We start from the raw sequence: 22499 nt of genomic DNA, 5'->3' as shown, positions 1-22499 counted from the left end.
TGCTACGACAACGCGACCTTCACCGCATCCTGGGCATGAATCAGCGTGGTATCGAACAGCGGCACGCTGGCATCCTCCGGCTTCACCAGCAAGGTGATCTCCGTGCAGCCGAGAATAATGGCTTCCGCCCCGTCAGCCACCAGCTGCGCAATAATCTCGCGATAACGCGCGCGTGACTCATCACGAATGATCCCCAGACACAGCTCCTGATAAATGATGTCATGCACCACCTTGCGCTGCGCTGTGGCGGGCACCCGCACCTCAATACCGTACTCCTGTTGCAGGCGTCCTTTGTAGAACGCCTGTTCCATAGTAAAGGCCGTCGCCAGTAATCCGACGCGTTTCACGCCTGACTGACGGATACGCTCTGCCGTAGCATCAGCAATATGCAGCAGCGGAATATTTACCGCCGCCGTTATTTGCCCGGCAACCTTATGCATGGTGTTGGTACAGAGCACGATAAAATCCGCCCCACCCCGCTCAAGGCTGGCTGCCGCTGCCGCCAGAATCTCTCCGGCTTTTTGCCACTCACCGGCAACCTGTAATTGCTCGATTTCGTGAAAATCAACGCTGTACATCAGGCTGCGTGCCGAGTGCAATCCACCCAACTGCTGCTTCACCTGTTCATTGATGATGCGATAATAGAGCGCCGTCGATTCCCAGCTCATTCCGCCAATCAGGCCGATCAGTTTCATTCTGTGTCCTTTATCCTTTCCGGCCAGCGTGCCGTCGGAAACAACGATAACCGAATATTGAACAAATGGAACAGTGGAGCAAATAACGCGCGTTCCTGCATGGCACCCGCTTCCAGGCCGAGTAATAAATGATTCAGCTCCATCAGCAAGGCTGGCTGCGGCTGCGTCTGCAATGATTTCAGGCGCAGCTTAAGGAACTGGCTTAACTCATGGAACATTGCGCCGCTATCGATGTGATGCGTCGCCAGCAGCGCCTGATGCCGTACGTAAAAGTCATAGCAATTGGCTCCCAGCCAGGCTTCCGCAATCAGGTTGCCACCGGACACCAGATCCGGCACCGGATCAACCCGCTTACGTGGCAGGATCACGTTGACCTTATCCAGCGTACGAGCCACGAACTGCTGTCGCATCGACATCGTCACGCCATCCAGCCGCATCGCGGTGATAAATTGCAGCAGCTCACGAATGCCCTTACGTACCGCGCGCTTCGCCGTCCAGGAGGGACGTTTATTACGAATTAAGGCGGTGATCACCACACCAAACACAATCCCTACCATCGTCGACAGCACCGCATTCACTATAAGCAGTAAGTCAGGTTTGAAGTGGTGACTCATCCCGATAAAACCCGGTATTTGGGTCGCCACAATCAGGCCAATCAGGTTGGTGGAGGGATTGGCAATCACCAGCCCCAGCGCCAGTAAACCTGGAGCCAGACAGATCACCAAGGCTTCAAACGTCACCGCCTGTGGAATGAGAAAGACGATATACATCAGGCTGATCGCCACCGCGATGATCACCCCCTTAAGGAACAGCTTCATCGGGGCAATCGGGCTATCCATACCGGCAAAGAATGAGCAAAGTACCGCCGCCATCATCGGCGCAGTCGAACCATCGACCCAGCCGCTGCCAATCCAAAACAGGCAGGTGGCGAAGGTGGCGATAAAGGCGGTGAAGGAGGAGAGTAACAATAAGCCTTTGTCGATATGGCGGTGGCTGCGCACCACGGTTTTCCCCGGTTTCACCGTGGGTGTCCACTCACTGACACGCTCACTGACGCTGTGGTAGGCATTGGCAATACGGACAAAATTCAGCAAGCGCTCCAGCAATCCCAGCAGCAAAATGCTTTCTTCGCTGTTAAGCCGGCCCTCCTCCCACGCCAGTTTGAGTTGTTCCTGCGCCGCCAGCAGATGGTCATGCACCGGTTGGTCTTCTGCACCGTTCAGCCAGACGAGAAATTGCTGAAACGCCTGCGCCACATACTCGGGGAAAAGAATTTGCTGCTGTGCCAGCAAGTTAAGCCGTGACTCAATCGCCGTTAGCGTCGGGATCAGATATGAAAGATGTTGATACTGCACGCTTACCAGACGCACCAGACGGCGCGCCGCATCGCCTTCATAAACACAGTGAGTAATCAGCGTCTCCACATTGAGGGGATAGTTAGCCATCTGAATCAGGATGCCTTCCCGCTCAAGCGCCTTATCGTTGGGTGTCGACGTCACCAGTTCGCTGCATAGCTTGCGCGCATTTTGATACCACTGGCTGACACTCTGCTCCAGCAGATGGCGCATTGATACCGGCATGATCAGACGATGCACCAGGCTGCTGCACACAATGGCGACGGTGATTTCCTCGATACGTGAAATCACCGTGTAGGTGATCGATGCCGGTGATGTGACATCGGGAAATCCCATAATGGCGGCGCTGTAGCCCGCCAGCATAAAGACATAACTTTTTGGCGTCCGGTCATGCAGCGAGAGAAAGAGACACACCGCCACCCACAGCGAGATGCACAGGCTGAACAGTATTGGTTCCTGTACCGTCATTGGGTAGATCAACAGCGTGAATACCCCGCCCAGCACCGTTCCCATAAAGCGGAAGATGGATTTGGACACCGTCGAAGCAGAATAGAGCTGCGAGGCGACATACACGGTGGTCAGCGACCAGGCCGGTTTATCGAGATTGAGTTCCAGAGCAATGTAAAAAGCCAGAAAGGCGGCAAGACAAGTTTTGGCAGAAAACAGCACTGCACTTTGAGAAAGCCACTTCATAAAGCAAAAAAGACCTTGAGCAGGCACGGATAAGCGTATCCTGGCAGAAGCCTGGGAGGAAGGCATTTTGATTTGTTATACAAATTATTACCGTGCTAATTATATGGGCATCTATGGAAATTTCAGCCGCCATTTTCACCCGACAACTGATTACAGTGAATGCCGCAAAATTTGAAATAAAGTTATAAGCGATCGAAAATCGTTATTTATTGGTTATATATGCGCTTTGCTATGGTGGTAAAAAAACCACGCGAGAACAATGATGAAACGTAAAACGCATTTATTAAGCACGCTGGCGTTAAGCCTTGGTCTGCTTTCCGCGCACAGCTTTGCTGCCAACCCGGAAACCGTCAACATCGGTTATCAGAAAGCCAATATCTTTGCGTTGCTGAAATATCGCGGCACGCTGGATGAAACCCTGAAAAAGGAAGGCATTAACGTTCGCTGGATTGAGTTTCCTGCCGGGCCGCAAATGCTGGAAGGTCTGAATGTCGGTAGCATCGACCTGGCGGCGACCGGAGACGCCCCTCCCGCTTTTGCTCAGGCGGCAAAGGCCGATCTGATCTATCTCGCCCACTCCCCTGCTAACCCGAAAACCGAAGCCATCGTGGTGCCGCAAGATTCCCCGATTCACAACGTTGCCGATCTCAAAGGAAAGCGAGTAGGTCTGAATAAGGGTTCGGACGTCAATTATCTGCTGGTTAAAGCGCTGGAAGATGCCGGGCTGAACTATAAAGACATCACTCCAGTGTACCTGCCACCGGCTGATGCTCGCGCAGCCTTCCAGAAGGGTGCCATTGACGCCTGGGTTATCTGGGACCCGTTCCTCGCCGAAGTTGAAGCACACACCGGCGCACGCCAGGTACGCAATGCCGAAGGTTTAGTGCCGCATTACACCTTCTACCTTGCCAGCCGTCGTTTTGCTGAGGAACATCCGCAAACCGCAAAACAGGTAGTGGATGAGTTAAGTAAACTGAGTGACTGGGCTAACCACCATCAGGACGATGCCGCCGCCATTCTGTCAAAATCGACCGGACTGGATAAGGCCATCTGGCAAACCACGCTGGCGCGTCTGCCGTATGGTGCACAACGCATGACGCCGCAGGTGTTTGATGAACAGCAGGCGCTGGCGGATACCTTTACGCGCGTTGGGTTGTTGCCGGTGAAGGTGGATGTACGCAGCGCCACCTGGTCGCAGGATAAGCAATAAACTCTACATCGTAGCGGCGCAATTTATCGCGCATTTTGTCAGCCAAAAGGTCAAAAGAGCGCGATAAATCGTGCCGCTACGGACAAAAGGGGCGCTTCACGCCCCCCCATTCATTCTCCCCTGCCGATCTGCCAGATGGCGGTTGGCGCTGTACCATTTACCTGCCAGTCACCGATATCACGCGCTTTGTAGATCACCGGATTATGCGATGCCACGGTGCGTGCATTACGCCAGTGACGATCCAATGCTTTGCTTAAGCGAGTATCAGAAGCGCCTAACGCATTAAATAACTCAGTCGCGGCACGCGGCACCAGTTCGCTGGCGATCACCTGTGCCTGCCCGGCTTCCGCTTCTGCCAGGTCATTCACCTGTTTGAGATAAACCTCGTCACCGCTGATATGGGCCTCATATGCTGATTGCAGTGAATGTGCGGCACGGATCACCGTCGCCTCCACGGCAAAGGCGAGGCTGGTCACTTCGCCCACCACCTGCAACACCTGCACATCCTGGCGTGAGGCACTGCCGTTGCTGTGACTGTAGATACGCTGGCGTGCCTTTACCCCCTGTGCCGCATCACGCGCGGCAGCTCGCGCAATCCCGGCCAGCGTCGCCAGCAGCACATGCTGGTAGAACGCGGTCTGGTAACGGAAACGCTCGGCAAAATCGAACACATGATCCTGCTCAACGTGAGCATTAGCGAAACGGGTGGTGCCGCTACCGGTCAGACGCTGGCCGAAGCCATCCCAGTCATCTTCACGGCTGACGCCGGGTTGATGCGTGTTGACCAGCGCTATCACATCCCCCTGATTGTCATTGCGCCGCGCATAGACATCAATCCAGTCGGCAAACAGGGTGCCGGTGCTATAAAACTTCTCGCCGTTCAGCGTCCAGCCCTTTTCACCTGGCGTGACGCGGGTGACGACATCCCCCAGTTTCACCGTACCAATCTCAGTCCAACCACTCCCCACCAGCTCACCATCAATAAAACGCCGGAACCAGCCATCGCGCGCCGGGCTGTCCGGCTGATTGAGACGATCTTCGACGAAAGCAAAATGCGCGCGCAGCGCCTGCGGCAGATTCGAATCGGCCTCAGCCAGTTCAGTCAACAATTGGAACAGCTGCGGCAGCGAAGCGCCCCAACCGCCTTTTTCCTGCGGAATCCGCACCGTGCCAAAGCCCGCTTCTTTCAGCCAGGTCAGCGGTTCATCCGGCAACGTACGATGACGCTCACGGTCGGCTGCACCTGTGGCGATGCGTTCAAACACCGGGCGGAAATGTGCGGCCAGCCGCGTATAGTCAGTACCTGTAGCTAATAAGGTCATGGTTCACTCCTGATGGGAAAGATCATCGATATCGTGGCGGGTTGGCTCGTGACGCACCGCCAGCAGGAAGAAAATCGGGATGATGGCGCTGAGCGAAACCACCCAGAACATGTTGGTGCCGAGCGAGGCCTGAAGAATCGGCAGAATAAACAGCGCTAACGCACTACCGATACCCGACAGTGCACGGCTAAATCCGACGCCGGTAGCGCGAATCGACGTGGGATATGACAGCGCCGGATAGACCATCAGCTGCGCGCCGGGGCCAAATCCTTCCGCAAACAGCCACAGACCGAGCATCAACACCGCAAACACAATGCCTGCCAGCGCTTCGGGATGACCAATCAAGGCCAGTGCGATCAGTGCGACAAACTGCAAGGCAAATCCGGCAATCGCCACATGGCGCGACGGATATTTCCACGCCAGGCGCATCCCCAGCAGGCCGCCGGTAAAAGCAAACAACGCATTCAGGCCCAGCGAGGCGGAAATGGTTTCAAACACCCCAGCCCCGAGGAACTGGGCCAGAATGGATGGCAGGAAGAAGGCGATGGCGGTGTATTCAAACGAGATGCAGATATTCATCACCCCGGCGACGATGGTGCGTTCACGCCACGGCTTCTGGAACAGCACGCGGAAACTGACTTTCGGTGCCGCCGAGGCCGGGGGCGTTTCGGGTTCCGCTTCATGAGCATGGATGCCGTAGGAATCACGCAGGATGCGCACCGCCGATTTCAGATCCCCCTGATTAGCCGCCCATAACGGGGATTCATTCATAAATTTGCTGCGCACCGCGATAATCAGCAGTGCAGGCACCGCGCCAAACAGCAACGAAGCTCGCCACAGCCAGTCGAGGTGTTCTTTCGGGAGCAGAAAGTAGAGAGCAAAGATCAGCAGGAAGCAGAGCGTCGAGGCGGCATACCACATCGGGCACCACGCAGCGAGACGCGCGGCTTTGTTGCCTTTCCCGGCAAATTTGGAGAATTCGGCCAGGTAGGACATCGCGACCGGCAGATCAATCCCCACGCCAATCCCCATCAGGAAACGGGCACCAATCAGTACCCAGACGTTGGGCGCTAATCCGGCGGCGATCGCCGACACCACGAAAAACAGCATGTCGGCCATAAATACCGAGTAGCGGCCATATTTGTCGGTAAGCCAGCCGCCGATCAGGTTGCCAACGATAGTGCCAACCATAATCGATGACGTGACCAGCCCGGTAATAAACGGCGAGATCTGGAATTCACGTACCACATCATCGATGCCGTAGGAAAGCGTGGTGAGATCGTAGGCGTCAAGAAAGACGCCGCCAAGCGCAAGAAACACAATCATGCGGGCATAGTTGTTTTTCTCACTGCGGGTATTGATCAGGCGCGCAACGTCGCTGACCGAACGGACCGGTTGCGAAACCGGCAGGGTGTTTTCTAAAGGGAGTGTGCTCATACCGCCTCACGGTGTTATTTGTTATGCAGGTGAGGTTGTTATAAGCGTTAACCGGACAGGACCAAAACAACAAATAGTAATATTTATTTGTTTTAAATCAATAAGATAAATAAATTAAAACACAAAAACCCAGGCACGCAGAACATGCCCGGGTGTATCAGCCATCGGCAGAGAATTAGTCGGCAGAAACCGGCACCAGAACCCCTTTTACCAGCGGATCATCCGTGGTCTTCAACCATTGTTGCAGGCGCGGATCGGAGAAGGCTTGTTTCAGCTTTGCGATATTTTCCTGTGACAGATAAGGCGTACCGATCACCAGTTGCGATGCAAAGGTGCGCGGCGCAGGCGGGAACAGAATGCCTTTGTCACGCGGCACTTTTCCGGCATCAAACTGCGACACGTAACCAATGGCGGCATCCACCGAGTTCAGCGCACGCGGCATTGTCAGCAAATCCAGCTCCTTAAACACAAAGTCATGTGGATTACCGGTGATGTTTTTTAGTTTTGCCGTGCGTGGTTCCACGTTGGGATCGAGGGTGATTAATCCCTGACGCGCCAGTAGCCACAGCGCCTGGCCCTGGTTTGCGCCATCATCCGGCACCACAATGGTGGCTCCCTGCGGCAGCGCATCCACTGAACGGTAGCGGTCGGAGTAGATACCAAAGGCCCACTGGAACAGCGGTAACGTTGGCGTTAGCGCAAAATTATTCGCGTCCACCACCTGTTTCAGCCACCACTGATGCTGATATACCGTTGCCGCGTATTGTCCCTCTGCCACGGCGCGGTCAGCCTGCACCGGGTCTTGCACCCCGACCGCTTCCAGTTTCAGACCGTAATCCGCTGCGATATGTTCATTCACATACTCAATCAGCTTCTGCTCACCGGCCATCGCCGGTTCATAGTGAATTTTTAAGGTGGTGCCAAACACGACCGCCTGCGGTTGCTGGCTACGCCAGAACCAGGCCGCAGCGGCGGCGGCAACGACCACTATAATCAGCAGCAGCCACGGCCAGCGTCGGGTTTTACGTAACTCAAATTCTTGTGTTGTCATAGCGAAGTCCCCTGAGGATGACGTAAAGCGGTAACCAAACGATCACCGAGAAACTGAATGGTTTGAATTAAGGCGACCAGTACCACGATGGTGGCGATCATGATGTGATTGTCGAAACGTTGATAGCCATACACCACGGCCAGATAGCCAATGCCACCAGCACCGATGGTGCCGGCAATCGCCGAGTATTCGATCATGGAGATCAGATTGAGGGTGATGGCGGCGACAATCGCTGGCAGTGCTTCGCTGAGTTGTGCCTGGCGGATGATTTGCCAGCGCGAACCCCCACAGACCAGCCCCACAGCGGTGACCTCCCCTGGTAACTCACGCAGGGCGTTATCCACCAGCCGTCCGAAGAACGGAATACCGGCGGCAATCATGGGCACCACCGCAGCCGGAATGCCGATAGTGGTGCCGGTTAACCAGAAGGTGAACGGGATAATCGCGGCCATCAACACCAGGAACGGTAGCGAGCGTCCCATGTTCACAATCCAGCTCAACACCCGGTTCACGCCCCGATGGGGAAACAACCCGCGTGCGGAGGTGTTAAACAACACCACGCCCACCACCCCGCCGCAGGTCACGACAAACAACATCACGATACCGACCATCAACACCGTTTCACCCAAAGCGGGTAGCATCAACGTGGGTATTTCCTTCCAGGGTGTATCCTGGCTCATGACGGAGACGCTCATACCGCCTCCTTCAGCAACGGCGCACCCGCAGTGACGCGGCCAATCAACCCCAGTTGTTCCAGCTGCATCAGCAACTGCGGCAAAGGAACACGTTCACGCTGGAAGTGAATGCCAACCTGCAAGCGTCCCAGTTGCAGGCCATTCACCTGCTCGATATGCGCTCCCAGCAGATCAATACGCAGCGCAAATTGCTGACTCAGGCGAGTCAGCCAGTCACTGGCGACCGGCACATCGGTGCGGTAGCTCAGTTGAAGAACCAACTCTGACGAGGCCGGTTGTGGCGCCAGCGGCAGAAGTTGTTGTGCCAGGCGGGAATCAGGCTGCGCCAACAACTGCTTCACCACGCCGTAATGCACAATTTGCCCGTCACGAATTTCCGCCACCGCATCTGCCGCACGGCGTACCGCGTCCATTTCATGGGTAATTAACACAATCGCCAGCCGGTACTCGTCACGTAATTTACGCAACAGGTCGAGGATGGTGACGGTGGCCTCGGGGTCAAGCCCGGATGTCGCTTCATCAGCCAGCAATACTGATGGCCGCAGCGCCAGCGCGCGGGCAATGCCAATGCGCTGACGTTGTCCACCAGAAAGCTGTGCCGGGAACGCCGAGGCTTTATGGCTCAGCCCGACGTGCTCCAGCAACTCCCCTACCCTCGCGGAGATGTCGCGTTCCACCACGCCAAGATAGCGCAGCGGCAAGGCGACATTTTCCCAGGCGGATTTGCGCTGCAACAACGCCGACGATTGAAACACGGTGCCGATCGCGCGTCGCTCGCGGCGCAGCACTTCACCGCTCAGTCGGGAAAGGTCGTGACCGTTGACGCGGATGCTTCCGGCACTCGGTTGTTCCAGCAGGCTAATGCATTTTGCCAGCGTCGACTTCCCTGCCCCGCTCGGTCCCACCACCGCCGTGATGTTGCCAGGCTGTACCTCAAGGTTGATAGATTTCAGCACGTCGGTCACGCGTCCGTCAGGTGCGCGATAGTGCTTACTCAATGCCTCGATCTCGATCATATGACCTCCTGCGGCACCGTCTGCACGCGATAACCCGCGCCAGGATGGGGTGCCTGCAACTGTGGCCCGGCGTGGAATAACTTCTCGCGCAGCGTGCCACTGGCGTACTCTTTCTTAAATACGCCCCGCTTCTGCAATTCCGGGATCAGCAGCTCGACCACATCTTCGAAGGTTTCATGCGTCAGCGCGTAGGCAAGGTTAAAGCCATCGACATCGGTTTCCTCCACCCAGCTTTGCAACTCATCAGCTACCGTTGCGGCGCTTCCCACCAGTAGCGGGCCAAAGCCACCGATGCCGACCCAATCGGCCAGCGCAGCTACGGTCCATTGACGGTCAGGATCGGCGGTAGAGAAGGTTTCCACTGCTGACTGGATGGCGTTGGTGTGCAGATACTTCAGCACCTGATCCGGCTGATACTGGCCGAAATCGATGCCGGTCCAACCCGATACCAGTGCCAGCGCACCTTCGTAGCTCACCCAGCTTTTGTATTCCTGCCACTTCGCCTGTGCTGCTTTATCCGTTTCTCCGACGATGACCGTTTGCAGATTGAAAATCAGAATGCTGCGTGGATCGCGTCCCGCTTCTGCCGCGCGGCGGCGGATATCTGCCACGGTTTTTTTCAGCAGCACTTTGGACGGTGCCGCAACAAATACGCATTCGGCATGTTCGGCAGCGAACTGCTTACCGCGGCTGGATGCCCCCGCCTGATACAACACCGGCGTACGCTGCGGTGACGGTTCGCACAGATGAATCCCCGGTACGCTGAAGAAAGTACCCTGATGATTGATCGGATGGATTTTACTGGGATCGCTGAAGATACGGCGCTCACGGTCACGCAACACCGCATCTGCTTCCCAACTGCCTTCCAGCAGTTTGTACACCACCTGGAGGTACTCATCGGCATAGTCGTAACGGCTGTCGTGATCGGTTTGCGCTTTGTGCCCGATATTGCGCGCGCCACTCTCCAGATACGAGGTGACAATGTTCCAGCCAATACGCCCTTTCGTCAGGTGGTCAAGCGTCGAGAGACGCCGGGCAAACGGATAAGGATGTTCAAACGACAGCGAGGCAGTCAGTCCAAATCCCAGATGCTCGGTCACCAGCGCCATCGGCGTGATCAACGCCAACGGATCGTTCACTGGAACCTGCGTAGCCTGACGAATGGCAGCATCACCGTTACCGTTAAGCACATCGTAGATGCCTAATACATCAGCGATAAATAACCCATCAAATTTGCCGCGCTCCAGCAAACGTGCTAAATCGACCCAATATTCCAGGTCCTTGTACTGCCACGAGCGGTCGCGCGGATGCGCCCACAACCCCGGTGACTGGTGTCCGACACAGTTCATATCAAAAGCATTCAGGCGTATTTCACGTTGCGATGGCATAGCAATCTCCATAGCGAGGCCGTGATCGCTGTGCGACCCGGCGTTCGTCAGTTAATTTTTAGGGGAATGTTGGGAAATCAGGGTGCTAAAGGGGGACATCGCTCCGCATGTTTGATATGCAGCGACAGGAGAATTTGGCGTGCCACCTCAGCGGCATGATCGGCAACCTGCGGCAATCCCATCAGTTCGCCAAAACGCGCCCTGGCGGCTGGGCCAACCACAAATACATTTTGGTTTGGCTGACCGGACCGCGTCAGCGTGTGGGAATGGCGATCGACGTCAATACCAAAACCTAACGCATCGGCGCGGATGATGCCTTGTTGACTGAGCGACAGCAGCAACGGTTGGCTGGCAGTTAACGCTTCATGGCCGGGCCCTGTGGTGACGATAAGATGGTCGAGCGGGTGGTGTTCTGTCGCCCCGTCACGGGTATGCAACGTAATATCAAGCTGGTCGCCACGGGATGCGATGGCCGCGAGACGGGCCGCCAGCACACGCAGCGTTCCCGCCTGTTGGCGTTGCGTGATCTCCGACGCCACCTGCGGCGCAATGCGATAACGATGCACATCCCACCACGACCGCAAATGACGGACAAAACGCTGTTGTTCACGCAACGACAGCGACTGCCAGATACTTTGTCCCTGCGCGCGCACTTCATCCAGCACACGCTGCCACGGCAATTGCTGCTCTGCGGCGCGCGCGACCTCCGCCCGAATATGATGCAACCACAGACGCGTGCTGGGTTGGGGGTGCGGTGCCAGCGTCCATTCGGGCCATTCACCGCTCAGGTTGGCGCGTGACAGCTGCCCACGCCGGGAGAAGGCTAATAACGGGCCACGATGCTGTCGTGTTGCCAGTGAGGCCACCACATCGGCCATACTCAGACCGGTGCCGATAATCGCCACCGAGGCGTGGCTGTCGATGTTATCAAGCACGCCTGGCTGCCACGGATTGGCAATCAGGGCCGGGTGTGCGGAGAAAGGCAGGAGCGCCCTCGGCAGTGAAGGCGGCGGATGGCTGATTGCCAGTGCCAACACATTGCCTTCAAGCGTTTCACCGTTGCTCAGCAGCAACTGTTGCCCTTCCCAGGCGAGAGCGCTGGCCTGGATATGGCGTAAGGTCACCTGCGGGTGCTGTAGCGCAGCCTGGGCAAACTGTTCGGCGAGGTAACGGCCAAACATGCCACGCTGTGGATACACCGCGCCATCGGCACAATGGGCTACTGAATCCAGTGAACATTCCGGCTGCTGCCGATACCAGCGATCAAATGCGCCCTGCTCATCCCCGCTAAGTTGCATACGTGACGCCGGGACATTGATGCGATGCGCAGGTTCTTGCGTTGAATAGGCTACCCCTGCCCCCAGCGTCTGACGAGGTTCCACTACCGTAACGCGTAATGGCGCTGTCGCGTTACGGGCAAGATGAATCGCCAGCGCTGTGCCGCTGAATCCACCACCCACAATCATCACATGGGGTATCTGCATCGCCCGATCCTCACTGCGTGTCTTCAGCATCAACTGGCGCTCGCCTGTTTGGTTGGCCGTTTGTCACCACCAATGGTTTCACCAAACGGGCCGGTATTAACGCTGCGGGCGCGTTGTTGCTGCCCGTGCGCCAGCGGCAGCAACGGTAAGAGTAACTCTGCCACACGATGCGCTTCTTCGAGATGCGGATAGCCTGAAAGGATGAAGTTGGTCACGCCCAACGCCTGATATTCGCGAATGCGGGCAGCGACCTGCTCCGGACTGCCGACCAACGCCGTCCCTGCCCCACCACGAACCAGCCCTACTCCCGCCCACAGATTAGGAGCAATGTAGAGATTGTCACGCGAACCTTTGTGCAATGCGCTCATCCGCGCTTGCCCGGCTGAATCCATACGGGCAAAAATTTTCTGCGCCTGCGCAATCGTCTCTTCATCAAGGTGCGCAATCAGTTTATCTGCGGCCGCTTTGGCCTCTTCCTCCGTCTCACGCACGATGACATGCAAACGAATACCGTATTCCAGCTTACGTCCGTGTGCTTCTGCCCGCGCGCGTACTACCGCCAGCTTCTCTGCAACCTGCGCCGGGGGTTCACCCCAGGTGAGATAGGTATCAATTTGCTGTGCCGCAACATCAATGGCAGCATCGGATGAACCGCCAAAGTACAGCGGTGGACCATTTTCCTGTACCGGTGGGAACAATACCTCAGCACCTTCAACGTGAATATGCTGCCCCTTATAGTCAACCTTTTCGCCACGCAGCAGACGGCTGTAGACGTCCAGAAACTCTTTAGTCACCTCATAACGTTCACTGTGGCTGAGGAAAATGCCATCCCCTTTGTTTTCTACCGGGTCACCGCCGGTCACCACATTAATCAGCAGGCGACCGTCGGAGAGGCGGTCCAGCGTGCTGGCCATACGTGCGGCCAGGGTCGGTGGCTGCAATCCCGGACGCACCGCAACCAGATAGCGTAACCGCTTCGTTAACGGTGCCAGCGCCGAAGCCACCAGCCAGGAGTCCTCACAGCTTTTTCCCGTGGGGATCAGCACGCCATAAAACCCGAGGTTATCCGCCGCCAGTGCGACTTGCTGTAAGTAACCTAAATCAACCGGTCGCCCACCCTCCGTTGTGCCGAGGTAGCGCCCATCACCATGTGTAGGAAGGAACCAGAAGACATTGATGTTTTCATTTGAGGAATCGGCCATTATGCATTTCCTATATAACTTTATTAAAAAATGATCATTTCACTTCATTTATTTAGTTATATAGCCATTAGCGAAATGCGTGCCAGCTTCACATCTTCACGAAACGCCGATATATCAGTAGGTTGATGGTGTTTAGCGTTCTGTTATCTGTTGCATTCGCAACTTTGCTTCAACAGCATTTGCTGCATTTGCAACTTCTTATGCTTTTTTCCTGCTGTTCATAGTGAATGTGCTTGTATAGCGTGAGGATACGCTTGCACAAGGATATTCATCATGTTGACACCCTATGCTGATTTTGCGGATTCCCCCCGTTTAGTCGATCCAGCCTCTCGCGCATTTCAATCTTTACTCGACAAGTTTGCCCCAACGGATGCCACTGTGCTGATTGCGGGTGAAACCGGAACCGGTAAAGAAGTGGTAGCCCGCTATCTGCATCATCATAGTACTCGCCGACATGGCCCTTTCCTGGCGGTGAACTGCGGCGCATTAACGGAGAGTCTGGCAGAAGCCGAGTTGTTTGGGCATGAGAAAGGGGCGTTCACCGGTGCCACTCAGGCACATCCGGGCTGGTTTGAGTCGGCCCAGGGCGGCACGTTGTTACTGGATGAGATTGGAGAACTCAGTCTGCCATTGCAGGTAAAACTGCTGCGCGTATTGCAGGAACGCGAAATTACCCGTGTCGGTTCGCGCAAACCCATAAAAGTTGATGTCAGAGTGATTGCTGCAACTCACGTCGATCTGGCTCAGGCCATCCGGGAACGTCGGTTCCGTGAAGATCTGTTTTATCGTCTGAACATCGCTGTTGTCCCCTTACCTCCTTTACGGCAACGACGTGAAGACATACCCGTACTGGCACAACATTTTCTGGCGCTGTATTCACGCCGTCTGGGACGCCCGGCACGACATCTGTCTCCTGATGCGCTAGAAGCTCTGATGCAGTACAACTGGCCCGGCAACATCCGAGAACTGGAGAACACGCTACATAATGCGGTCCTGCTCAGTCGTGAGGAGACCTTAACCCCTGCGCAATTACGTCTTGCTGGTTACAGTGAACATCGGCTGAGTGATGTTCAGGACTCCACCCTTGATAGTTTTCTACGTCAGTATTTGACGACTGAATCAAATCAACTGTTCGATCGCGTGGTGCAAAGCCTGATTAATAACGCGCTGGAGCTTGCCGATAATAACCAAACCCAGGCAGCAACATTATTAGGTATTAGCCGCCATACTTTACGCACCCATCTGGCTAATCAGGGTGTCATTAAAGGACGTCGTAAAACCGTATCAGTCACCCCAGGCCAGGCTGTCTCAGCAGCGCAAGGAGAACGCGAACTCCGCATCGGATATCAAAAGTTTGGCAATCTTGGCGTATTAAAAGCACGCCAGAGCCTGGAACAATGCTTTGCACAGCAAGGCGTGAGTGTGCTCTGGAGTGAGTTTCCTGCTGGCCCACAACTGCTTTATGCTCTGCAAAACAACGAAATTGATTTTGGTACCACCGGTGAAGTACCGCCCATTTTTGCTCAGGCGAGCGGCAATGCGGTGACCTATATCGCCTGGGAACCGCCTGCACCAAGCAGCGTCGGCATCGTCGTCCCGCTTGAAAGTGATATCACGACATTGGCCGATCTAAGAGGAAAACGGATTTCAGTCAATAAAGGTTCAAACGTGCACTGGCTGTTGTTGCAGTTGCTGGATGAAGCAGGCATTGGTCTTGATGAGATAAAAGTGGTGTATGCACCGCCCAAATATCCGTTGACGATCAGTGATTATCTCTCCGTTGACGCATGGATGATGTGGGACCCGCTACTCAGCGCAGCAGAGAATAATCCGGCATTGCGCGTCATCGCTAATGGCGAAGGGCGTGTCAGCAATCATCAATTCTATCTGGCCCGTCGTGATTACGTTCAGCAGCATGATGATATCGTGCATCAGTTGGTGGAAGCGTTGCAACAGACCGGACAGTTTATCGATAGCCGCAGGCATCAGGCAGCGATGCTACTGGCGCAGGAGCTGGGTCTGGAAACCGATGCCGTCGAGCGCGCCTTATCACGTCGCAGCCATCAAACCCGATCAATGGCATTCGAGGTGATTAAACAGCAGCAGGCTATCGCCGACCGCTTTTATGCTCTGGGCTTAATCAACAAACCCGTTCGTGTCAGAGAGGCTGTCTGGCAGTTTTCTTCGGGGTTACGTTTACTGGCGTAATATCATCTGGCGAGCTGAGCGAGCAGGGCGCTCGGCAAAGTTATCCACCTTTTCTGTGGATAAACTATTGAATATCATCTGGCTAATGGAGGCATTGTCTGATGGCGACAGGTTGATGTGAGCTGCAACCCTGGCGATTTCAGGCTGAAATCGTTTTAAAAAAACGATGATATTCATAGAGATAATGATGAAATCGCTGTGGCGAAGCCCAATGATTTCATCTTTCCCATCGTGGCTATACGCCAAATCCAACCTTTTTCTGCTTTCTGTTGCCATCGGTTAATCCTGCACCAGGCCACCTGAATTCTATGGCGAAAAGACATTGCTGCGAGGCTGAAATTATGGCGATTTCAGCCTGAAATTTACCACGGCATTATCGGAATTTCATGAGGTTAGCGATGAAATCAGGCTGGCGAGGAGCAAAAAAAAACCGCCCGAAGGCGGCGTAGCTTACTGATTGAGGTATTTGTTGAGGGTTTCGTTTATCACCCGATCAAGTTCGTCCTGCAACTCTTTTGACTGGCGATTAAACTCATAGCTGAACATGCGACCTCGTGTTTTTTTACGCGCGAAACGGTCTTTGTCGGCAAAGGTCCAGAGGGCTGTAGCAACCACTTTATCTTTTGCCGGTGACTGTACCAGCGTCTGGCTTCCATTACGCACCAACCGTAAAATGCCGTTCTTCACTTCATCTTCCGCCAGCCCATCACGCGCACAGACGGTATCGACATCCATACCTATCGCATCAATCAGCGCCTCAACCGTCTGCCCGGTTTCCTGGAGCTTCTCATAAGCCTGCAACAGGGATTTATAGTCGGGATAGGTCAGTTCGGAATGATTGGGAAACAGCGTGATTAAATCTGCCGGAACACTCGCCGCCTGCAACGCACGGGTCACTTTAGCCTGCGACAATCCTTCACTCTGCGCGATTTCTTTTTGCGACAGGCCGCCGTCCTTCAGCGCCATCAGACGCATACCCACTTCACGCAGATTATGTTCGCGTGCAGTTTGAATATCCTGCGCCAGGCGACGGGCTTCTTCAGCACTGATAGCCGCATCAGTCACCAGGACGTCAAGGCCAGTTTTACAATGCAATGCCGCAGCACGACGCCGTGACCCATCAAGAATCTCGATGCGGTCATCACGCTGCACGCCAATTGCCGGAAAGAACTGCTGGAGTTTGATAGTACGGATAATGTCACGCAGTGATTCAGGAGTGAGTCCCGCCTGGTCGCGACCATTAGTTTCCATCACCACATAGGTTCTTTCTTCAATCTCTTTCGCTGCGATACGTTCCAGGGTGAACTGGGCGCGCTTACCTGTCGAAAGGATAAAAGTTTGAGAGTGGCCTTCTGATGTTTCTTCTGTTTGCAACGGTGTCTGGCTGAATGTTCTGCCAATCGTAATGCGTTTTGCGCTCATAGTAACCTCAGTTCAGGCGAATAAATTCAATACGGTCAAACACGGCTTTGGCGAAATCTTCCGCCGCTGAACGCGCATTCTTTAAGGCTTCGCTGCTGCCAACATAGGTAGAAGGATTGGCCGAAATAACGGTGTCAAAGGACTCACCACAGCGCTCAAAACCATCCAGTCGCGGCAGTGCCGCATCCAGCATGTCACCGCCAAAGATTTCTTTCGCGAGACTGTGGCATAACTTATGGTCGGCCTTATTGGACAACTTCGACATAAAGCCAATATTGCCTTGTAAGCGGCAGCTGGCCCCGGAATCTTCAATGATGCCAATCAGCTCCGGCAGGCGGGTCAAATACTTCAACGTAGAGTGAAAATCGACCTGGGCTGGTGGTACGGGTGTCATCAGCAAATCAGACGCCGCAATGGCGTTCTTCAGGAAAGCATCGAGATGCGGGCCACTATCAATAAAGATGAAGTCATAATCCTTCTTCAGCTTAACGATGACGTTCTCGTATAACACCGAATGTACATTGTGCTCAGGCAAATGCTCGGCGCAGAGTTCATCCCAGCGTGAAGCAATAAAGGCATCATCAATTGAAGCGGGCAGCACATCTACACCCGGGATGATGGAGGGTACAACAAACTCGTTCAACAGTTCTTCACGGCTGACATTCTGCAACATCGCCTGCGCGGCTGTAGCCTCCACCAGACCAACAGATCGTTCATGATTGAGAAACATGGTCGCGGAGGATTGCGGGTCGAGGTCAATAACCAGAATGCGTAAATCTTCAAACAGCAAATGCGGATGGGCGCGTAATGCGTGTGCCAAAGAAACGGTTGATACGGTTTTCGATACACCACCTTTCAGGTTGCCCACAAATAACGTGAAAGCATCTGCGTGGCGGTCACGGTACTTGGGTACACCACGATGGTGGTAAATATCGATGATGTTCTGAATTGACATGGCATATTTGGTTGAACTGCCCGCCGCGCGCTTATCAAAGGGATAGCCGTTTTCTTCCATCTCATTGACAGCATAATCAACACTGGCTCGCGTTAACTTTGGCAGTTTTGCCAGCGCTGCTTTCGCGTAAACCTGGTAAAAGGTGTTTTCCTGCAATTCTTCTTTCTGTGCCTGGATCTGTTCCGTCAGACTCATCAGCATTCTTTCAGAACGCTGAGCAACCTTCAGAACTTGCTTTTCATCGTTAGCCATAGTTGCTCCACATATGTAGGATTTATGACTTTATACCGAAATCCTGCACATCAGGCAAATATATCTCATCTACTCAGAAAGAATTGATACTGATGAAACTCCTTGAGGAAGCAAGGTGTTTGAAGGGATGTTCACTGTAATCAGTGCCGAAAAATTAGCCTCATCAGGCTGTTGTGTAAATCATGAGCTGAACGCTTTTCGAGCCATCTCGCAAACATTCACTGTAATCAGTGAAAAGAAGGGAAGATTGATTGAGTCTGATCGGGAACGATAAAAATCTCAGGAGCGGAGCAGGACATTAAGGTTCACTGTAGTCAGTAAGAGTTGTTGATATCGCCTGCAAAGATTCACTGCAATCAGCATTACATTCACTGTAATCAGTAAATGGAGGCAGAACATTCACTGTAATCAGTACTCATCTCCTGACCAAACTGGATTGTGGTAGTACCAAGGGGAAGTGACTGGCATAAACATTCACTGTAATCAGCAAAAAGCACTACTGATTTACGTTACACGGATAAATGTTCACTGTAATCAGTAACATCAGGCAAAGAAACACCAGGCTGTTCACTATAGTCAGTAGAACAATCGAACTACAGATGAAAACATTCACTGTAATCAGAAAATATTGCGCACCATTATTCAATATTCACTGTAATCAGCAGAACGCCAGTTCGCTCACCTGGAAAACGTTCACTGTAGTCAGTGAGTCACTTCAAATGCTGAATCGACGACCGGTTTGAAATTGAGAGCATAGTGCCTGCCAGTTAAATGCCACAGAATCCAGCGTGTTGACATCAATTCGTAGCTACCGTCTTGAACGTCAAGCGGTAGCTGCGTAATTTTCATCCCACTTCATCCGCGTTTTCAGCACCCCGAAGCACTGATGAACCAGCTTGCGCATCACCGCTCCAAGCGCAGCCTTGCTGGCTTTGCCCTTCGCGATTAGCCTCTGGTACAGCGCCTTCGCCGGGGCATTCCACCTGATCGCTACAATCGCCGCCATATACAGTTTCGCCCTTACGTCTGCCGGGCCTGTTTTTGACATCCGCGCACGCCCCCTGACTGAGCTACCGGACGTTTTTTCCACCGGTACCACACCCAGCCACGCAGCGACCTGTGAAGCACTCCGGAACGGACACGAGCGCAGCACCGACAGCATTGTCGTGCCCACCACGCTGCCTATTCCTTTTATCGATTCCAGCAGCTCACGGTCTTCCTTCAGACCCGGATGATTATCTGTGTGGTCTGAGATGAGCGCTTCAATACGCTTCAGCTCGTCCCTGTGGGCTTTCAGGGTTCTCTCCAGCGAGTCAATGATTTCAGGCGCTGTGCGGGTTGAATGAGCCTTTTCCAGTCGGTTCTCCGCCCGCTGGACATCAGCCTGAAGTGAGTCCCGCAGACGCACCAGCTCCCGAAGTTTACGGACCTCCGGGGAGGGTGGCACCCAGGCATCAGGCTGTTTCAGCTCGCCATAACGGGCCAGGATGTAAGCATCAACGGAGTCGTTTTTAGTCAGGATAGCCATTCCACGGGCGAACTCCCTGACCCGCTGAGGATTGCTGATGCAGACTGTAACGGGGGTATTTTCATGAAGACCGAAGGCGACGTTTTCGTGATAAATGCCGGTCGCTTCGAGCACCACCATCACCTGTTCAGGATGGCATTTTTGCCTGAGTAACCAGTCATTTATCTCCCGGTCGGCGTCGGGATGATTTTTGAGGGTTTTGGTTTTCTTTTTCCCGTTGCCGGGCAACAGGCAGAGGTCGAGTTTGTTTTTACTGACATCAATACCGAGATAAATCATAAGACAGCTCCCTTTCACATGAACCATCACGCCATCTTGCCTTGTACATACGAAGTCAGAGCTTCTGGTTACCGTTCAGAGTAGATGCTGGCGTGAAAGGAGAAACGGAGGGCTTTAAGCTACGACACAAGATCGAGTCTTAAGCGGCGCGACAAGCTGCCTCCGTTTCGTGTAACGGGTAGCTAACCAGTTACAACTTCAAGATACAAGCGGCGCGATTTATCACACGAACGGGAAGGTAGCGCGATAAATCGTGCCGCTACGGAATGTGCCTTGAGTTAATCGTGTTATGAAACAGGAAACAGAGGGAGCAGGGAGCAGGGAGCAGGGAGCAGGTGAATAATAACATTCACTGTAATCAGTAAAATCGCGCGGGTGATTTGCCGGGCGAGAACAACATCGTTACCTGATACCTCATACAAAGATTCACTGTAATCAGTAGATAGGAAGTGGGTAAAAGTCATCACAGATGTTCACTGTAATCAGTATCCAATGGCGAGCCTGTCACAACATAACGTTCACTATATTCAGTAACGCAACCCCGGCTTAAGAGACTAACGTTCACTGTAATCAGAAAGAGGGAGCAACAAAGACCAGGTTGGATCATTCACTGTAATCAGTAAGAGGTAGCCAGATAGAACGTGAGCAAGGTTCACTGTACTCAGTAAAACGCTCAGAATAAGTGCGGGTTGTTCAAAAGGGGAGCGAATCCGGAACGAATTTAAGCCAGGATTCACTGTAATCGGTGACAGCGTGACGTTGGGCTTTGATGCAACATTTCGGGCGTAAGCTCTCCCTCAAATCGTCCACTGTAGTCAGTAAAATGGGGCAATCATTCACTGTAATCAGCAGACGTGACCAACCCTGTCACTTTTTATGCTCTGCAAAGTCGCAAACTACCGATTACAGTGAACCTTTCATAAAACCCCCAAGCAAATCATTTAAAATCAGCAAGATAAGTATAAACATTCACTGTAATCAGTACATGCGACAAGCAGCTTACATTCACTATAACGAGTAATGTCTGCCTTACTTCAAACGTTCACTGTAATCAGTATCCCCCTATAAGAAGGCCATATCTGAGGCGATTAAAAAATAAATGTAAGTGCTCACTATCAATTCAAGCCTTGTAATAAGTTTATCGAAAGCGAGAGCTATCAAAACTGTGTAGCAAAACGAAGTGTGATTGCTGATTACAGTGAACGTGACTGATTACAGTGAACAACAGGGCTGGCTACTGATTGCAGTGAATGATACGGGAGAGAGTCAGTGTCACTTTTACGCAAAAGTGACACTGCAACATGCGAATGGCTGACTACAGTGAACGTTGAAATTCAGTCTTCAAAATCCAAATCTTCCAGAGAATCGATACTCTCCAGATTGCTGATTCCGTCCAGTTTTGGGGTTCGACTGTGGATGATGAAAAACACTGAGCGCCCACGCTTCACCTCGGAATAGTCGAGATAACCAATCTCCTTCAACTGCTCCATCGCACGACGAACCACATGGTTTTGTGTCGTGGTTTTAGAACCCAGGTTCAAACGCATACGCAGACGCGCCAGCGAAATAGGGGCAGGGTTAGTTGGCAGACTCTCCAGATAGGTATACAGCGCCTGAGCAGATTCCTTACGCTTAAGCCGCGAGATAGCACGCAGTTGCAGCAGAACCTTATGATCGAAGTTATACAGTTCGAATAACTTAGGATCCGCCTGAATACGCACCACATCCTTCTCACGATCGTAATAGGCCGATTGCACCAAGTGGGTGTGATAAGCCTTACCATTACCTTCAAAGGAAAGGGTATTGGTGGCGATACGGCGTAATGAGGCGTCAAGACGCTTACGCAGGGCCGCTGAGGAGTTCGCCGAAGGAATGCCACACATTTTAACGAAATCAATAAACGGCAACGTCACCGTGTCGCCTTTTGACGGATAGCGTGAGAATGACTGGATGATCCCGGCCCAGGTTTTGAAATCGTTATCCATATCCAGCCTGGCACCGGTGATGGTAATCTTTTCATAGCCTTCAGCTTTCACCAACGAAAGGTTCTTCAGCTCTTTGGTCGCATCGGTGGAGGCCATTGCGCCTGATTTACCGCGTGCAGTTGACTTCAATGTCGGAACGAACAGTCCAAGGCGCATTAACGCCACCGGTTGTACGGTGTTATTTTTGTTAGGGTGGAGCTGAATAACTTCACCGCTGTTTTTTGTCACCGACAGAAAAGGTTCAAGTAACGCCTTGTTTTCACTCTCTTTATCTGCCATAGCCTGAGATCTTCATTCTGTGGATGAAAAGGATCGGTTTCTG

General features: G+C 53.4%; 17 protein-coding genes. 2 read left to right on the top strand and 15 right to left on the bottom strand.

Annotated elements, in window-relative coordinates; translation table 11 throughout:
• Positions 1-2: 2 nt before the first annotated feature.
• On the bottom strand, positions 3-695 hold the full coding sequence (locus AC6I8R_RS20590) for an aspartate/glutamate racemase family protein (RefSeq protein ID WP_497832785.1): 693 nt from the start codon (positions 693-695) through the stop codon (positions 3-5).
• Positions 692-2743, bottom strand: coding sequence for an FUSC family protein (locus AC6I8R_RS20585; RefSeq protein ID WP_497832784.1), 2052 nt, complete (start codon positions 2741-2743; stop codon positions 692-694). Before AC6I8R_RS20585 ends, AC6I8R_RS20590 begins: the two co-directional genes overlap by 4 nt.
• Positions 2744-3005: 262 nt before the next feature.
• Here AC6I8R_RS20585 and AC6I8R_RS20580 point away from each other — a divergent pair, with 262 nt between their 5' ends.
• Entirely contained in the window at positions 3006-3953 is a 948-nt protein-coding gene (locus AC6I8R_RS20580) for a sulfonate ABC transporter substrate-binding protein (RefSeq protein ID WP_497833050.1), read from the top strand.
• 110 nt (positions 3954-4063) lie between these two features.
• Here the strand turns inward: AC6I8R_RS20580 and AC6I8R_RS20575 are convergent, their stop codons facing one another.
• The 8 genes from AC6I8R_RS20575 to ssuD form a co-directional block, all read right to left on the bottom strand.
• Positions 4064-5275 (bottom strand): acyl-CoA dehydrogenase family protein, encoded by a 1212-nt coding sequence (locus AC6I8R_RS20575; RefSeq protein ID WP_497832783.1) that lies wholly within the window; start codon positions 5273-5275, stop codon positions 4064-4066.
• A gap of 3 nt (positions 5276-5278) precedes the next feature.
• Positions 5279-6712, bottom strand: coding sequence for an MFS transporter (locus tag AC6I8R_RS20570; RefSeq protein WP_208726097.1), 1434 nt, complete (start codon positions 6710-6712; stop codon positions 5279-5281).
• Between the two features lie 175 nt (positions 6713-6887).
• The gene (locus AC6I8R_RS20565) at positions 6888-7763 is read right to left on the bottom strand and encodes a MetQ/NlpA family ABC transporter substrate-binding protein (protein WP_497832782.1); all 876 of its coding nucleotides are present in this window, start codon (positions 7761-7763) and stop codon (positions 6888-6890) included.
• Complete coding sequence (locus AC6I8R_RS20560; RefSeq protein ID WP_208726093.1) at positions 7760-8458, bottom strand: methionine ABC transporter permease; 699 nt, start codon at positions 8456-8458, stop codon at positions 7760-7762. The genes AC6I8R_RS20565 and AC6I8R_RS20560 overlap by 4 nt, the downstream gene beginning before the upstream one ends.
• The gene (locus AC6I8R_RS20555; RefSeq protein ID WP_497832781.1) at positions 8455-9474 is read right to left on the bottom strand and encodes a methionine ABC transporter ATP-binding protein; all 1020 of its coding nucleotides are present in this window, start codon (positions 9472-9474) and stop codon (positions 8455-8457) included. The genes AC6I8R_RS20560 and AC6I8R_RS20555 overlap by 4 nt, the downstream gene beginning before the upstream one ends.
• Positions 9471-10862 carry an LLM class flavin-dependent oxidoreductase gene (locus tag AC6I8R_RS20550; RefSeq protein ID WP_497832780.1) on the bottom strand — a complete coding sequence of 464 codons (1392 nt, stop codon included), beginning with the start codon at positions 10860-10862 and terminating at the stop codon, positions 9471-9473. The genes AC6I8R_RS20555 and AC6I8R_RS20550 overlap by 4 nt, the downstream gene beginning before the upstream one ends.
• Before the next feature lie 77 nt (positions 10863-10939).
• Entirely contained in the window at positions 10940-12376 is a 1437-nt protein-coding gene (locus AC6I8R_RS20545) for an FAD/NAD(P)-binding protein (protein WP_415173270.1), read from the bottom strand.
• On the bottom strand, positions 12376-13548 hold the full coding sequence (ssuD, locus tag AC6I8R_RS20540) for an FMNH2-dependent alkanesulfonate monooxygenase (RefSeq protein ID WP_208726087.1): 1173 nt from the start codon (positions 13546-13548) through the stop codon (positions 12376-12378). The genes AC6I8R_RS20545 and ssuD overlap by 1 nt, the downstream gene beginning before the upstream one ends.
• A 273-nt stretch (positions 13549-13821) precedes the next feature.
• Between ssuD and AC6I8R_RS20535 the strand changes: the two genes are divergently transcribed.
• Positions 13822-15756 carry an aliphatic sulfonate ABC transporter substrate-binding protein gene (locus AC6I8R_RS20535; protein ID WP_497832779.1) on the top strand — a complete coding sequence of 645 codons (1935 nt, stop codon included), beginning with the start codon at positions 13822-13824 and terminating at the stop codon, positions 15754-15756.
• Here AC6I8R_RS20535 and AC6I8R_RS20530 read toward each other — a convergent pair.
• The 5 genes from AC6I8R_RS20530 to AC6I8R_RS20510 form a co-directional block, all read right to left on the bottom strand.
• Positions 15745-16032 carry a hypothetical protein gene (locus AC6I8R_RS20530; protein ID WP_415173272.1) on the bottom strand — a complete coding sequence of 96 codons (288 nt, stop codon included), beginning with the start codon at positions 16030-16032 and terminating at the stop codon, positions 15745-15747. The genes AC6I8R_RS20535 and AC6I8R_RS20530 overlap by 12 nt on opposite strands.
• A 174-nt stretch (positions 16033-16206) precedes the next feature.
• Positions 16207-17178, bottom strand: coding sequence for a ParB family protein (locus AC6I8R_RS20525; RefSeq protein ID WP_415173273.1), 972 nt, complete (start codon positions 17176-17178; stop codon positions 16207-16209).
• A 7-nt stretch (positions 17179-17185) separates the two neighbouring features.
• Positions 17186-18385 carry an AAA family ATPase gene (locus AC6I8R_RS20520; protein ID WP_415173274.1) on the bottom strand — a complete coding sequence of 400 codons (1200 nt, stop codon included), beginning with the start codon at positions 18383-18385 and terminating at the stop codon, positions 17186-17188.
• Between the two features lie 823 nt (positions 18386-19208).
• On the bottom strand, positions 19209-20192 hold the full coding sequence (locus AC6I8R_RS20515; protein WP_497831829.1) for an IS110 family RNA-guided transposase: 984 nt from the start codon (positions 20190-20192) through the stop codon (positions 19209-19211).
• Positions 20193-21526: 1334 nt separating this feature from the next.
• Positions 21527-22456 (bottom strand): RepB family plasmid replication initiator protein, encoded by a 930-nt coding sequence (locus AC6I8R_RS20510; protein ID WP_208726072.1) that lies wholly within the window; start codon positions 22454-22456, stop codon positions 21527-21529.
• Positions 22457-22499 lie beyond the last annotated feature (43 nt).

This window comes from Pantoea sp. X-Soil-OKNW-713 (genome assembly GCF_059730685.1).
The sequence above is the reverse complement of the archived record's forward strand: the minus strand, read 5'-3'. Positions and strand labels throughout refer to the sequence as shown.